Raw genomic sequence first — 14,009 nt, forward strand, 5'->3', positions numbered from 1 at the left:
ATCCGCCCGACCTTTAATTCCCCCATCTTTCATGAAGGGTTAACCATGCACGTACTGGTCTGTGAAGACGACGAACTGATCGCCAGCGGCATCGTGGCCGGGCTTGGCGCCCAGGGTTTTACCGTCGAGCGCGTGGCCTCGGCCGCCGCCGCACGCGCGATGCTCAAGGCCGCCACGTTCGACATCATGGTGCTCGATCTCGGCTTGCCCGATGAAGACGGCCTCAAGTTGTTGCAACAACAGCGCAGCCAGGGCCTGGAAATCCCGGTGCTGATCCTTACCGCGCGCGATTCAGTCACCAACCGTGTCGACGGCCTGCAAGCCGGTGCTGACGACTACCTGCTCAAACCCTTCGACCTGCGCGAGCTTGCCGCACGCCTGCAAACCCTGCTGCGCCGGGTGGCAGGGCGCCGGGTCAACCTGATCGAACATGGCCAACTGGCCTACGACCCCAGTAGCCGCGAAACCTTCCTGGCCGGCCAGCCGGTCGACCTGTCGCGTCGCGAGCAAGCCTTGTTGCAGGCGCTGCTGCATAACAAGGGCCGCGTATTGTCCAGCGAACAGCTCAAAGACAGTGTCTACGGCTTCAACGACGAACTGGAAAGCAACGCCCTCAACGTACACATCCACCACTTGCGCCGCAAATTGGGCAACGGCATCGTCGAAACCGTGCGCGGCCTGGGTTATCGCCTGGGCACGGCGGACGGGGGAGAGGACGCGTCGTGATGAGCTTGCGCCTGCGCCTGACGTTCAAGTTGGGCGCCGCTTTTGTGCTGATCTGGGTCCTGGCCGCCGCCTGGATGCTCAACGATCTGCGCAACCAGATGATGTTTTCCCTCGACCAGCGCCTGGTGGCATCGGCGCGCATGGTGGCCGGGCTGACCGAGCAGATGCCCGGCCTGGCCAGTGTGAGCGGTGCGCCTACGCATTTGCGCACTGAACAACTCAACGTGCCAGGCGGCATGGCCTGCCAGGTCAGCTCCCTGCGCGGGGAAATCCTGGCGCGCAGCCACATGACCCCGGATGAAGGCCTGGAGTCGCGCAAAAGTGGCTTTCGCGACCAGATGATTGACGGTGTGGGCTGGCGCAGCTTCACGTTGTCCCGTGGTGACCTGCTGATCACCACCGCCGACCGCCAGGTGGAGCGTGAGGCGCTGAACCTGTCGATCCTGCTGGCGGCCTCGGTGCCGGTGGGCGTGGCCCTGCTGGGTTGCCTGTGCCTGTTGTGGCTGGGCATCGGCCAAAGCCTGTTGCCACTTAACCGTATGCGCGATGCCTTGATGCGGCGCAGCGCCGATTCCCTCGAACCGCTGCAGATTCACCCGCTGCCCAGCGAATTGAAACCGCTGCTCGACACCCAGAACCAGCTGTTGCAACGCATCGCCAAAACCATCGAGCGCGAGCGCCGCCTGACCGGCGATGCCGCCCACGAACTGCGTAGCCCGCTGACGGCGATCAAGACCCACTTGCAAGTGGCCCGAATGACCGACGGCGCGGCCCGTGACCAGTCCCTGGCCCACGCCGAAGAAGGCGCCGACCGCTTGCATCGCACCTTGGAGCAATTGTTGCTGCTGGCGCGGGTCGAGGGCAGCCTGTCATTTGACGATGGCTTGCAATCGAGCGCCGAACAAGTGGCGCGGCTGGCGATTCAGGATGCCAATGCGGGCGATAACCGGCGCATCGACCTGATCCTGGCGGACAACCTCACGCAAGCCCCGGTGGAAATGCCGGTGGCCTTGGCGGTAGCGGCCTTGCGTAACCTGCTGGATAACGCACTGCGCCATACACCGGGTGACACGCGTGTTGAGCTGAGTGTGTTCACCAGCGCCGACACGGTGGTGTTTCGCGTGCGCGACCATGGCAAGCAGATTTCCGCCGAAGACCTGCAATACCTGACCCAACGTTTCTGGCGGAATGGCAGCAGTGAGGGCTGTGGCTTGGGCCTGGCGATCGTGCAGGCCATCGTGCAGCGCTGTTCCTGCTCGCTGAAATTCGACAGCCAGCCGGACGGTCTGCGGGTCGACTTGGGCATGCCGCTGCGGCGCTGATCACTTTTTTTCAAACACCCAATAATTACCGCCAGCCTGAAATTGAACCCTTCAGGATGGCGGTAATTTTTTTGCGTTTGAACGGGCTGAATGATTCGGCCTGTATTGAAAAGGATGGTTCTTGTGTTAGTGATCGACAGCAGTTTCCCTTCCAGGGATTTTAATCAGCGCAACGGCGAACCCGTGCGGCAGATCATCCTGCATTACACCGCAGCGCCCTTTGGCGTGTCTTTGCGTACGCTGACCCGAGGTGGCGTCAGTGCGCACTATCTGCTCCCGGATCCTGATGAGTGCAGCTACCGCGCTGCCGGTTATGACGAGTTGCGGGTGTTTCGCCTGGTGGACGAGGACAAGCGTGCCTGGCATGCCGGGGTTAGCCATTGGGATGGGCGCGATAACCTCAACAACGGTGCGATTGGTATCGAGATTATCAACCTGGCGCGGGACGATGGCGGGGTGTTTACCTTTCCCGAGTATGGCCGGGAGCAGGTTTGTATGTTGATTGCGCTGGTTGGCGACATTCTTGGGCGTTACCCGCAGGTGGGGCCTCTGGATGTGCTCGGGCATTCAGATGTGGCGTATTGGCGCAAGAGTGATCCGGGGCCTCGGTTGCCCTGGCAGTGCTTGTTCGAGGCGGGGATCGGTGCCTGGTTTGATGAGGCGACACGGGCAATGTATCAGCGGCGGTTTCGCCTGGAGTTGCCGCCGGAGGTGGAGGTGGAGCGGGCGTTTCAGCGGTTCGGGTATAAGCCTGCCTGGAATCGCCAGGCGTTTGAATGGAGGACGCGGGCGTTTCAGATGCACTTTCGGCAGCGGGATTATGGCGGGGTGCTGGATGCGGAGACGTGTGCGATTTTGTATGCGTTGAATGAGCGGTATCGGGGGATTTGAGTGGTTGTTTGGTGGGGTACATATCCGTTGCTGCGGTAACGGCTTTTATTGGTTCCGCTCTTACAGCGGGTCACTTTTGGCAAACGCCCCAAAAGTAACCAAAAGGTCTGTGCCCCACCACTCGGCCCCTCGCTTAGGCTCGGTGTGCCCTCACTCCGGCTTGAATCCGTGGGCCGCCGCGATGGGCCATCCTTGGCCCAGCGCGGCTAACCCGGCGTCCTGCCGGGTTACCCACGGATTCAAGCCTGCGTTCGGCCATCGTGGTTAACGGGGCGTCTCAGATCAAAAGCAGATCAAGATCAAGATCTACAGCACGGCGGCCTGAAAGCCGACCTGAGTGGTTGAAGCAAGATCCAGATCAAGTGCAAAGCCAAAGCCTATCTGAATACACTGAAGAACTGCTTTTCTGTGGGAGCTGGCTTGCCTGCGATGCAGACACCTCGGTGTGTCAGGTACACCGAGTTGATGCCATCGCAGGCAAGCCAGCTCCCACATTAGACCGAGTATGGCTCTGCTGTTGCTGTTGCTGTTGCTGTTGCTCCGGCTCTTACATCCTTTTCGATGACGAAGTCAGCGGTCTTTTGATCTGCGCTTTTGATCGTGATCTTGATCTGAAATCGCCCCGTCAAACACGATGGCCGGAATCTGACAGGGATTTGGGGGGTAAACCGGCAGGGATGCCGGTTTAGCCGCGCTGGGCCAAGGATGGCCCATCGCGGCGGCCCCCCAAATCACTGTCGGATTGCGGGCATGCCGAGCCACAGCGAGGCACCGAGTGTTGGGGCGAGGACCTTTTGGTTACTTTTGCGTCCTTGCAAAAGTGACCCGCTGTAAGAGCGGAACCCTAGGCCGCCGTTACCTAAATAACGGATATGCCCCCCATCAAAAAACCACACCCCCCCTAAATCCCCCCACCGCTGGTGCGTCTCCAGAACATGAAATCCGCACATACGCGGATCGCCCGTTTGGTCACCCCACCCGCGTATTGAGGGATCGAGAGATGTCAGTCGCTACCAGCCGTATCGAAGACGCACCACCGGTGGAAACGCTCTACCACTTCGAAGAAACCCCACTGCTGGCCCGCCAGCGTCAGCAGGAATCCAATGCCCGCAGCTACCCTCGGCGTATCCCGCTGGCGCTCAAGCGGGCCAAGGGCATCTACGTGGAAGACGTCGAAGGCCGCAGCTTCATCGACTGCCTCGCCGGTGCAGGCACCTTGGCGCTCGGTCACAACCACCCGGTGGTGATCGCAGCCATCCAGCAGGTGCTGAGCGACGAACTACCCCTGCACACGCTCGACCTCACCACGCCGGTCAAGGACCAGTTCGTCCAGGACCTGTTCGGCCTGCTGCCGGCAAAGCTTGTGCAGGAAGCGAAAATCCAGTTTTGCGGCCCCACCGGCACTGACGCGGTGGAAGCCGCGTTGAAGCTGGTGCGCACTGCCACGGGTCGCAGCACGGTGCTGTCGTTCCAGGGCGGTTACCACGGCATGAGCCAGGGCGCGCTGAGCTTGATGGGCAGCCTGGGGCCGAAAAAACCCTTGGGCGCTCTGCTTAGTAATGGCGTGCAGTTTTTGCCGTTCCCTTATGACTATCGCTGCCCATTCGGCCTGGGCGGCGCGGAAGGCGTGCGGGTCAACTTGCATTACCTGGAAAACCTGCTTAACGACCCGGAAGCCGGCGTGCTGTTGCCCGCGGCGGTGATTGTCGAGGTGGTGCAGGGCGAGGGCGGTGTAATCCCGGCCGATCTCGATTGGTTGCGCGGCCTGCGCCGCATCACCGAACAGGCCGGTGTGGCGTTGATCGTGGATGAAATCCAGAGCGGTTTCGGCCGCACCGGCAAGATGTTTGCCTTTGAACACGCCGGCATCATCCCGGACGTGGTGGTGATGTCCAAGGCCATCGGCGGCAGCTTGCCACTGGCGGTGGTGGTGTATCGCGACTGGCTCGACACCTGGTTGCCGGGCGCGCATGCCGGGACTTTCCGGGGTAATCAGATGGCGATGGCGGCAGGCTCGGCGGTGATGCGCTACCTCAAGGAACACGACCTGGCCGGCCACGCGGCGGCCATGGGCGAGCGCCTGGCGGAGCACCTGCGCATCCTGCAGCGCGACTTCCCGCACCTGGGCGATATTCGTGGGCGTGGGCTGATGCTGGGCGTTGAGCTGGTCGACCCCAACGGCACGCCCGATATCCAGGGCCACCCGCCGGTGCATCGCCAACTGGCGCCACTGGTGCAACGCGAATGCCTCAAGCGTGGCCTGATCCTGGAGCTGGGCGGGCGGCACGGCAGCGTGGTGCGCTTCCTGCCGCCGCTGGTGATCACCGCCGCCGAAGTCGACCGGGTGGCCGAGATCTTCGGGCGCGCCTTGGCGGCAGCGGTCGCCAGCCTCTAATTTTTAGTGGGCTTGGTACGTTTCTACAGATATCAGTGCTGCGCGTGGTGCGCAGCCGGCTTTTCAGCGATGGAGAACAGCAATGACCTCAGTATTTGACCGCGACGACATCCTGTTTCAGGTAGTGGTCAACCACGAAGAACAGTATTCCATCTGGCCCGACTATAAGGCTGTGCCCGAAGGCTGGCGCACCGTGGGCAAGAGTGGCCTGAAGAAAGAGTGCCTGGCCTACATCGAAGAAACCTGGACTGACATGCGCCCGTTGAGCCTGCGCCAGAAGATGGATGGCGCTGCGCTGGCTGGCTGACACGTCGGAGCACTGTGAGCGGGCTTTCTGTGGCGAGGGAGCTTGCTCCCGCTGGGCTGCGGAGCAGCCCCAAAAACGCGAGCGCTTCGCACTGGAGCGCCAGCCCGGTCCAGCGCGAGCATGCTCGCTCGCCACAGTAAGCGCTTCGCTACTGCTTTGTGTTGGTATACAGGTAATCCGTCGCCAACGACGCCAGCGTACGCACCCCCACCACCAACGCCGATTCGTCCACAAAGAACCCCGGATTATGGTTCGGCGCCGCTTTGCTCATGTCCTGATCCCTTGGCGTCACGCCCAGAAACACAAACAGCCCCGGCGCTTCCTTGGCGTAAAACGAGAAGTCCTCGGCGCCGCCCACCAGTGGGCCTTGCACCACATCATCCTTGGCCGCCCAGCGCAGGCTTGGCAGCATTTTCTCGGTCAGGGCCGGGTTGTTGATGGTCGGGTCGTATTTTTCGATGATCGTGACTTCGGCCTTGGCACCGCCGCTTTCGGCGATTTTCTCTACGGTCTGGCGCACGTCCGCGTGCAGCTTCTGGCGAATGCCGTAGTCGTAGGAACGGATGGTGCCGCTCATGTCTACCGACTCGGGGATGATGTTGTAGCGGGTGCCGCCATTGATGGTGCCGATGCTCACCACTGACGGAAACGACGAGATATCGGTGCGCCGACTCACCACGGTTTGCAAACCGACGATGGTCTGCGCGCCGACAGTGATCGGGTCGATGCCATCCCACGGGCGGCCGGCGTGGGTCTGTTTGCCGAGGATCTTGATGCGCAGGTCATCGGAGCTGGCCAGGGTCGGGCCAGGGCGATAGGCGATCTGCCCGGCAGGCACACCGGCCCAGACATGCAGGCCGAACACCGCGTCCGGCTTGGGCGCTTTCATCACGCCTTCCTGCACGATCATTTTCGCCCCCCAAGTGTTTTTGCCGTCGGGGATAAAGTCGCTCGGGCCTTCTTCGGCCGGCTGGAAATAAAACACCACGGTGCCGGGCAGGCGCTCACGCATGCCGGTGAGGATTTTCGCGGTGCTCAGTAGGATTGCCGTGTGAGCATCGTGGCCGCAGGCGTGCATCACGTCGACTTCCTTGCCCAGGTAGGTGCCTTTGGCTTTGGAAGCGAAGGGCAGGTCGGCGACTTCCTTGACCGGCAGCGCATCCATGTCGGCACGCAGGGCCACGGTCGGGCCGGGCAGCGCACCTTTCAAGATGGCGACGACGCCGGTGCGGGCCACGCCGGTTTTGACTTCAAGGCCCAGGTCGCGCAGTTGTTTGGCGACCAATTCGGCGGTGCGGGTTTCGGTATTGCCCAACTCGGGGTGGGCGTGGATATCGCGGCGGGTTTCCAGCAACGCCGGTTCGAGGATTTTGGCCTGGGCGGCGATTTCTTCCCGGGCACTCTCCAGGTCATTGCCCTGGCCACTGCTGGCGGCAATCACCGCGCTGCTGGCGAGCCCGCAGAGCATGCCGAAAACCCATTGGTGTTTCAGACCATTTAAACGCATACAGACCTCTCCCTGTTTATTGTTGTTGATCTTTCTCCTGCACCGTACCGGCGGTCACCACCTGCACGCTCAAGCGCGGTGTCGCCAGGTCCAGCCCGGCTTCATCCAGATGGCGCTTGAGTGACAGGTTGAACGCCCGCGACACTTCCCACTGCTTGATCGGCGCGGTCTTGAAGCGCGCCCGCAGGATCGCGCTGCCGGACTCAAAGCTTTCCACGCCCTGAATCTCCAACGGCGACCATATATTGCGGCGTTGCAGTGGGTCGTTGCGCATTTTCTGGCCGACATCACGCATCAGCTTGATGGCGTCGTCGATCTCCATGTTGAAGGGGATCGCCACCCGGAAGATCGCGTAGCCGAACTCCCGCGAATAGTTCTTGATGCTCTTGATTTCGCTGAACGGAATGGTGTGCACGATGCCGTCGATATCGCGCAGGCGCACGGTGCGGATGGTCAGGCCCTCAACGGTGCCGAGGTGGCCGCCGACATCCACGTAGTCATCAATCGCCAGGGAGTCCTCGATGATGATGAACAGGCCGGTGATCAAGTCGGCTACCAGCGACTGTGCGCCAAAACCGATGGCGATACCGATCACACCGGCACCGGCCAGCAGCGGCGTGACGTTCATGCCCATGTTCGCCAGGGCGACGATAGCGGCGATGATAAAGATGGTCACGAACAGCACGTTGCGGATCAGCGGCATCATGGTCTGCGCACGCGCATTGGCCAGGCCTTTGCGCGAGCGGGTGAGGGCATGGTGGATCGCGGTGTCACTGAGGATCCAGATCAGCCAGGCAAACAGCAGCGTACCGCCCAGGCCGAACAGCTTGACGCTGACTTCATGGCCGTCACCTTCGGTGAAGCGGATCATTGACAGGCCCCACACGCGCAGGCCCAGCTCGATGAACACCAGCCACACCACCAGATGGGCCAGGGTGTAGACGAAGCTTTTCAGGCGCTCGGAGTACAGCGCGTGGCGCTTGTGCCCACGTTGCGGCTTGAGCGCATGGCGGCGCACCAGCCCGTTGATCACCATGCATAGCACCAGCAACACCGTGCACAGCAGCGATTGGCGCAGCGCGGTGCTGGTGTCGCCGGCCGACAGGAAGGTGGCGAACAGCGAGATGGCCACCAGCAACAGCGCCGGGATGTACCAGAAGGTGCCGATAATCGAGAGCGTGTCGGTGAGGGCGCGGCGTGTAAGGCGGCGCGACAGCGGTTGGTTGCGGATCAGGTGCGCAATCGGGCGACGGAAGCGCAGGATAAACACACCGGTGGACAGCGCGGCCATCACATTGGCGACGGTCGCGGCGGTGTGCGCCAGATGCTGGCCAAGCGCCGCAACCAGTCTTGGGTCGCTCAAGGCTTCGCCGAACGCGGCAAAACTACCGATCCACCACAACGGGCGGAAGGCCTGATGACGCAGGATATACAGCGCCCGGTGGCGGTGCGGCCCGTCGAGCACCGAGAAGGCAATCACGCAGATCGCCGAGAAACAGGTGCCGACCACCAGCGCATAGGCCAGCACCATCGCCAGGGATTTGCCCAGGGACGAAGGCAGCGCATAGCTGAGGTAAACCGTGATGATCAACGCAATCATCCATGGCCCCAATTTACGCAGGGCGAAGCGCACCATGTCCCAGGTACGTGGGTGTTGCGGCAGTTCTTCGGGCAGGCCGAAACGCTCGCGCACGCGGTGGCTGAGCCAGATCAGCGCGGCGGCCAGCAGGCTCCACACTGCCAGTATCACGGCAAAACCGAAAATGATCGGCAGCCATTCGGTGGCCGGCAGCATCAGTGCCGTGAGTTCATCCTTGGCCAGGTCGACCTCGTTGGACCAGCGCCCCAACGGGCTGTCGGCCCCGGAAAACTGGGCTTCAAGCTCAGCCAGGGTGCTGCCGATCAAGCCGAGCACGCCTTGTTCGGCGGCGGGCTGGGCTTTTTGCGTGGCTTCGCGCAGCTTTTTCAGATCGCTCAGCAACTGGGTGCGCTGCTGGTCGTTTTCCAGGGTCTTGATCACCTCGTCCAGCGACTGGCCCAGCGGCACATCGGCCTGGGGCTGGGTCTTGTTGGCGCTGCCCAGCAGGCCGGGCAGGCTCACGGCGTGTGCTGGCGCAAGGGGCAGCAGTGTGAGCAGGGCGATCAGAAAATAGCAGGGCAGGGCAAACAGACGGGAAAGCACGAGGCGGTCAACCTTGAAAACGACGAATTGACCGAGTGTACGAGGCCGCTATGCCCAATGCGAGTGCATTTGTCATTCCGCCAGTTTGGCAAGGATCTTGTAAACCACGGTGCCGAGGATCAACAGCATGCCGATCCACATGCCAAACACGCCAATCGGCTTGTCGCGAAAGTTGAAGCCGGTCGCGAGCAGGATCATACCGATGATGATGGGAATGAGCATGGCGTGGAATGAAGACATGGAGATCATGGGGCGACGGCCTTGTCGGAGTGGGAATACTGACAAGTCTAGGCCGGATTATGCAAAGTGGTGTTGATATGAATCAGATAGTGTTGGCTGTGAGTGAAACTGCCATCGCGGGCAAGCCCGCTCCCACATTGGAATGCATTCCCTGTGGGAGCGGGCTTGCCCGCGATGGCCGCGCCTCGGTCTCAGGGCAGATCGCGACTCGCATAAAACGCGCCCAACACCTTCACCAGGTGCGCCAGATCGTGGCTGCCACACAGCTCACGAATCGAGTGCATGGCAAACGTCGGCAAGCCTATATCCACGGTGCGCACGCCCAGGTGGCTGGCGGTGATCGGGCCGATGGTCGAGCCACAGCCCATGTCGCTGCGCACTACAAAGCTCTGCACCGGCACTTCCTGGGCCATGCACAGATGGCGGAAGAACCCGGCGGTTTCGCTGTTGGTGGCGTAGCGCTGGTTGCTGTTGACCTTGATTACCGGGCCGGCGTTGAGTTTCGGGCCGTGGTTGGCGTCGTGTTTCTCGGCGTAATTGGGGTGTACGCCGTGGGCATTGTCTGCCGAGACCAACAGTGATTTCTGAATGGTGCGTACGAACTCCTCACCTTCCGGCAAAAGACGGCGCAGGGTCTGTTCCAGCATCGGGCCATCGGCGCCGCAGGCCGAGCAGGAGCCGACTTCTTCGTGGTCGTTGCACACCAGCACGCAGGTTTCGTCGTTTTCGCTGGTGAGCAAGGCTTGCAGGCCGGCGTAGCACGACAGCAGGTTGTCGAGGCGCGCACCGGCGATGAAATCGCCATTGAGGCCGATCACCGCAGCGCTTTGCGTGTCGTAGAAACTCAGCTCGTAGTCGAGCACCACATCGGCGTTCAGGCCGTGTTCGCGGGCGAGTTGCTCAGTGAGCACGGCGCGGAAGTCCACCCGCTCGTCACCGGCAAACTGCGCAAGGATCGGCGGCAGCTCGGTCTGGGCATTGATCGCCCAGCCCTGGTTGGCTTCACGGTTCAGGTGAATGGCCAGGTTGGGGATGATGGCAATCGGCAACTTGAAGTCGATCAGTTGGCTCTCGACCTTGCCGTCGCGGCGGAAGGTCACGCGGCCGGCCAGCGACAGGTCACGGTCGAACCACGGCGCCAGCAGCGCGCCGCCGTAGACTTCCACGCCCAACTGCCAGAAGCCCTGGCGTTGCAGCTCCGGCTGGGGCTTGACCCGCAGGCACGGGCTGTCGGTGTGGGCGCCGACCATACGGATGCCGTCTTGCAGCGGCGAATGCTTACCGAGCTTGAAGGCGATGATCGAGGAATCGTTACGGGTGACGTAATAGCGCCCGTTGGCCTCGGTGGCCCAGGTTTCGCGCTCGTCGAGACGCTGGTAACCGGCTGCTTCGAGGCGCTGGGCGAGGGCGGCAGTGGCATGAAAAGGAGTAGGGGAGGCCTTGAGGAAGTCGATCAGGCCTTGATTCAACGCTTCGCGCATAAATAGCTCCAGACAGCAATGCGCGGAGTTTACCGTTCGATGGCGAGAACTGCACATAACAAATGTGGGCGCGGGCTTGTTGTGGCGAGGGAGCTTGCTCCCGTTCGACTGCGTAGCAGTCGCAAGCCTTGGGGGCGCTTCGCACCCCAGCGCAAGCAAGCTTGCTCGCCACAACAAGCCAGCTCCCACATTTGACTGTATTTGCAGCTTAAAAAGGTGCAGGGCACTCGAAGCGCAGCCGCTCGCCGCTCTGCGGGTGCGTAAAGCTCAACATGCTCGCATGCAGGCACAGGCGTGGCCAGGCGGCCAGGGCTTGTTCATGGGCGTACAAGCCATCACCCAACAGCGGATGGCCGATCGACAGCATATGCACCCGCAACTGGTGCGAACGCCCGGTGATCGGCGTGAGTTCCACGCGGCACCAATCGCCACAACGCTCCAGCACTTTCCAGAAGGTCAATGCGTTTTTGCCAAACTCGTAGTCGACTACGTGGCGCGGTTTGGTCGGCGGGTCGTAGCGCAAGGGCAGGTCGATGCTGCCGCTGTCCAACTCCGGCTGGCCCCAGGCCAAGGCGGTGTAGGCTTTCTCGGTTTCGCGGTCGTGAAACTGGCGCGACAGTTCGCGGTGACTGTCGGCGTCCCGCGCGAGCAGGATGATCCCTGAGGTTTCCCAGTCCAGGCGATGGACGATACGGGCTTCGGGGTAGCCGTTTTCCTGCAGGCGGGTGATCAGGCAGTCCTTGTTGTCATCGGCGCGGCCAGGCACCGAGAGCAGCAGGGTGGGCTTGTTCACCACCAGGACAGCGGCGTCCTGATGCAGGATATGAATATTGGACAGCGGCATTAAACAGCCTCGTAACAAACGCCAACGGCGGCTCGCCCACCCGGTTCCCAAAAAGGGATCAAGGTGACCGAGCCGCCGTGGCAGCCGCCTTTTCGATTAACGATCAGGCAGGGTGATATTGAGTTCCAGAATCGAGCAGCTGCCGTCGTTTTCCAGGGCGACATGCACGTCATCGTTGCCGATATTGACGTACTTGCGGATCACCTCGACCAGTTCCTTCTGCAAGGCTGGCAGGTAGTCCGGGGTACTGCGTTGGCCGCGTTCGTGCGCCACGATGATCTGTAGACGCTCTTTCGCTACCGACGCGGTACTTGGCTTTTTGTTGGCGCGAAAGAAGTCGAGAAATTTCATTGTTTAGTTGCCTCCAAAGATACGCTCGAAGAATCCCTTCTTCTTAACATCGAGGAAGCGATGTTCCACGGTCTTGCCCAGCAAGCGATCGACTGCATCGCTGTACGCCTGGCCGGCGTCACTCTGGTCGTCAAGAATTACCGGAACACCTTGGTTGGAAGCCTTGAGGACTGCCTGGGATTCGGGGATCACACCCAGCAGGGTCACTGCGAGGATTTCCTTCACGTCTTCAACGCCAAGCATTTCGCCGTTGCTGACGCGCTCTGGGTTGTAACGGGTGAGCAGCAAGTGCTCCTTGATCGGGTCTTCACCTTTTTCGGCGCGCTGGGACTTGCTGGCCAGCAGGCCGAGCATGCGGTCCGAGTCACGTACCGAGGAGACTTCCGGGTTGGTGACGACGATGGCTTCATCGGCGAAGTACATCGCCAGGTGAGCACCGGTTTCGATACCGGCCGGGGAGTCGCACACCACGTATTCGAAGGTTTCTTTAAGCTCGGCGAGGACTTTGCCCACGCCTTCTTTGGTCAACGCGTCTTTGTCGCGGGTCTGGCTGGCGGCCAGCACGTACAGGTTCTCAAGGCGCTTGTCCTTGATCAGGGCCTGTTGCAGGTTGGCTTCGCCGTTCACCACGTTGACGAAGTCGTACACCACGCGGCGTTCGCAGCCCATGATCAGGTCGAGGTTACGCAAACCGACGTCGAAGTCGACGATGACTGTTTTATGGCCGCGCAGAGCGAGGCCGGTACCGATAGCGGCGCTGGTGGTGGTCTTACCCACACCACCCTTGCCGGATGTAACCACGAGAATCTTGGCCAAGGTGTTTCACCCCTAAGGAAAAAGGACTTTTCGGTCCCTGAAAAACATCTCTTGAAACTCGCTGCAGGCGGACAGCCTTTGTAGGAAAAAGATGTGGTTTCCACTGGGAAACGCCAACTTCCAATTATTCCTACACAAGTCTTGCCGGTTTCGCTTTGCTATCAGAGTCTAGAGATGCTTGGAAAATGCGGCAGTATCCGTTAAAGACGGATGATGTTCAACACATCGCCCGACAGGCTGACCTGCACCCCGGCTCCCCACAGCGGATCACGGCGCAAATCTTCTGAAACCTTGTACTGGCCTGCGATGGACACTAGCTCAGCGCTCAACTGCTGGCAAAAAATCCGCGCCTTGGTATCGCCCTTGATGCCGGCGAGGGCACGTCCGCGCATGGGGCCGTATACATGGATGTTGCCATCGGCGAGAAGTTCCGCCCCGGGGCTTACCGAGGAGATCACCACCAGGTCGCCACCCTGGGCGTAAATCTGCTGCCCGCCGCGTACCGGAGAGGTGATGATCTTTGTAGGCTTGACCGTAGGTTCCGGCGGCTTTTCCGGTTTTTTCTTGACTTCACCTTCCAGCGGATCGAGCGCGCGCTCGCGGGCACCGGAGGGTGGCAATACGGGCAGTTCAATAGCGATGGCTGCGGCGATGTCTTCGATACGGCTGGCGCGAATGGCCAGGGTGCGCAAACCGTGGGAGCGGCAGACGCGCATCAGACCGGGCAAATCAATGGCGCCCTGGCCGGCCGGGAGTTTGTCCAGTGCCAGTACCAGCGGGGCATTGTTGAAGAAGTTCGGCGCCAGGGCGACCTTGGCGGCGAGCTGGCGGTCCAGGGCGTCGAGGTCGTTGCGGGCCAGTTCCAGCACGGTAATGGCGAGCATGCTGCCTTTCAGCTGGAACACGGGATCTTGGTCTAGCGGTTCGGTTTGGCTCATGGTCGGCAA

The 14,009-nt window shown here is 61.4% G+C and carries 13 protein-coding genes; 5 read left to right on the forward strand and 8 right to left on the reverse strand.

Translation table 11 applies throughout. The features are described 5' to 3' along the window. The first annotated feature begins 45 nt into the window (after positions 1-45). The 5 genes from P5706_RS09475 to P5706_RS09495 all read left to right on the forward strand — a co-directional run bounded on the left by P5706_RS09475 (position 46) and on the right by P5706_RS09495 (position 5,641). Entirely contained in the window at positions 46-726 is a 681-nt protein-coding gene (locus tag P5706_RS09475) for a response regulator (RefSeq protein WP_017134987.1), read from the forward strand. After that, positions 726-2,048, forward strand: a complete 1,323-nt coding sequence (locus P5706_RS09480; RefSeq protein WP_200434859.1) for an ATP-binding protein — start codon at positions 726-728, stop codon at positions 2,046-2,048. Before P5706_RS09475 ends, P5706_RS09480 begins: the two co-directional genes overlap by 1 nt. 123 nt (positions 2,049-2,171) lie before the next feature. Next, positions 2,172-2,939, forward strand: a complete 768-nt coding sequence (locus P5706_RS09485; protein WP_200434860.1) for an N-acetylmuramoyl-L-alanine amidase — start codon at positions 2,172-2,174, stop codon at positions 2,937-2,939. Positions 2,940-3,939: 1,000 nt separating this feature from the next. Beyond that, positions 3,940-5,334, forward strand: coding sequence for an aspartate aminotransferase family protein (locus tag P5706_RS09490; RefSeq protein WP_285679074.1), 1,395 nt, complete (start codon positions 3,940-3,942; stop codon positions 5,332-5,334). Between the two features lie 82 nt (positions 5,335-5,416). Beyond that, positions 5,417-5,641: an MbtH family protein gene (locus P5706_RS09495; protein ID WP_285679075.1), complete on the forward strand. Its 225-nt coding sequence runs from the start codon at positions 5,417-5,419 to the stop codon at positions 5,639-5,641. 148 nt (positions 5,642-5,789) lie between these two features. On the opposite strand, the gene P5706_RS09500 is transcribed toward P5706_RS09495, so the two are convergent. The 8 genes from P5706_RS09500 to minC form a co-directional block, all read right to left on the reverse strand. Continuing rightward, positions 5,790-7,148 (reverse strand): amidohydrolase, encoded by a 1,359-nt coding sequence (locus tag P5706_RS09500; RefSeq protein WP_285679076.1) that lies wholly within the window; start codon positions 7,146-7,148, stop codon positions 5,790-5,792. Between the two features lie 16 nt (positions 7,149-7,164). Continuing rightward, positions 7,165-9,330, reverse strand: coding sequence for a mechanosensitive ion channel family protein (locus P5706_RS09505; protein WP_285679077.1), 2,166 nt, complete (start codon positions 9,328-9,330; stop codon positions 7,165-7,167). 72 nt (positions 9,331-9,402) lie between these two features. Next, positions 9,403-9,579, reverse strand: a complete 177-nt coding sequence (locus tag P5706_RS09510) for a hypothetical protein (RefSeq protein ID WP_200431252.1) — start codon at positions 9,577-9,579, stop codon at positions 9,403-9,405. Between the two features lie 182 nt (positions 9,580-9,761). Then, complete coding sequence (locus P5706_RS09515; RefSeq protein ID WP_017137857.1) at positions 9,762-11,051, reverse strand: M18 family aminopeptidase; 1,290 nt, start codon at positions 11,049-11,051, stop codon at positions 9,762-9,764. A 208-nt stretch (positions 11,052-11,259) separates the two neighbouring features. Continuing rightward, positions 11,260-11,895 carry a pseudouridine synthase gene (locus P5706_RS09520; RefSeq protein ID WP_138814527.1) on the reverse strand — a complete coding sequence of 212 codons (636 nt, stop codon included), beginning with the start codon at positions 11,893-11,895 and terminating at the stop codon, positions 11,260-11,262. Positions 11,896-11,991: 96 nt separating this feature from the next. After that, complete coding sequence (minE, locus tag P5706_RS09525) at positions 11,992-12,246, reverse strand: cell division topological specificity factor MinE (RefSeq protein WP_003175252.1); 255 nt, start codon at positions 12,244-12,246, stop codon at positions 11,992-11,994. Positions 12,247-12,249: 3 nt separating this feature from the next. Beyond that, complete coding sequence (gene minD / locus P5706_RS09530) at positions 12,250-13,062, reverse strand: septum site-determining protein MinD (RefSeq protein WP_003209098.1); 813 nt, start codon at positions 13,060-13,062, stop codon at positions 12,250-12,252. 200 nt (positions 13,063-13,262) lie between these two features. Continuing rightward, positions 13,263-14,000 (reverse strand): septum site-determining protein MinC, encoded by a 738-nt coding sequence (gene minC, locus P5706_RS09535; protein ID WP_200431254.1) that lies wholly within the window; start codon positions 13,998-14,000, stop codon positions 13,263-13,265. Between the last annotated feature and the right edge of the window lie 9 nt (positions 14,001-14,009).

Origin of the sequence: Pseudomonas sp. ChxA (genome assembly GCF_030263855.1) — a bacterium.
In the GTDB taxonomy this organism is placed as follows: domain Bacteria; phylum Pseudomonadota; class Gammaproteobacteria; order Pseudomonadales; family Pseudomonadaceae; genus Aquipseudomonas; species Aquipseudomonas fluorescens_CB.

What these genes read in the sequence shown, in the direction of transcription:
- P5706_RS09500 (WP_285679076.1), bottom strand. Translation starts at nt 7,148, where the DNA reads ATGCGTTTAAATGGTCTGAAACACCAATGGGTTTTCGGCATGCTCTGC.
- P5706_RS09520 (WP_138814527.1), bottom strand. Translation starts at nt 11,895, where the DNA reads ATGCCGCTGTCCAATATTCATATCCTGCATCAGGACGCCGCTGTCCTG.
- P5706_RS09475 (WP_017134987.1), top strand. Translation starts at nt 46, where the DNA reads ATGCACGTACTGGTCTGTGAAGACGACGAACTGATCGCCAGCGGCATC.
- P5706_RS09510 (WP_200431252.1), bottom strand. Translation starts at nt 9,579, where the DNA reads ATGATCTCCATGTCTTCATTCCACGCCATGCTCATTCCCATCATCATC.
- P5706_RS09495 (WP_285679075.1), top strand. Translation starts at nt 5,417, where the DNA reads ATGACCTCAGTATTTGACCGCGACGACATCCTGTTTCAGGTAGTGGTC.
- P5706_RS09480 (WP_200434859.1), top strand. Translation starts at nt 726, where the DNA reads ATGAGCTTGCGCCTGCGCCTGACGTTCAAGTTGGGCGCCGCTTTTGTG.
- P5706_RS09515 (WP_017137857.1), bottom strand. Translation starts at nt 11,051, where the DNA reads ATGCGCGAAGCGTTGAATCAAGGCCTGATCGACTTCCTCAAGGCCTCC.
- minC (WP_200431254.1), bottom strand. Translation starts at nt 14,000, where the DNA reads ATGAGCCAAACCGAACCGCTAGACCAAGATCCCGTGTTCCAGCTGAAA.
- minE (WP_003175252.1), bottom strand. Translation starts at nt 12,246, where the DNA reads ATGAAATTTCTCGACTTCTTTCGCGCCAACAAAAAGCCAAGTACCGCG.
- P5706_RS09490 (WP_285679074.1), top strand. Translation starts at nt 3,940, where the DNA reads ATGTCAGTCGCTACCAGCCGTATCGAAGACGCACCACCGGTGGAAACG.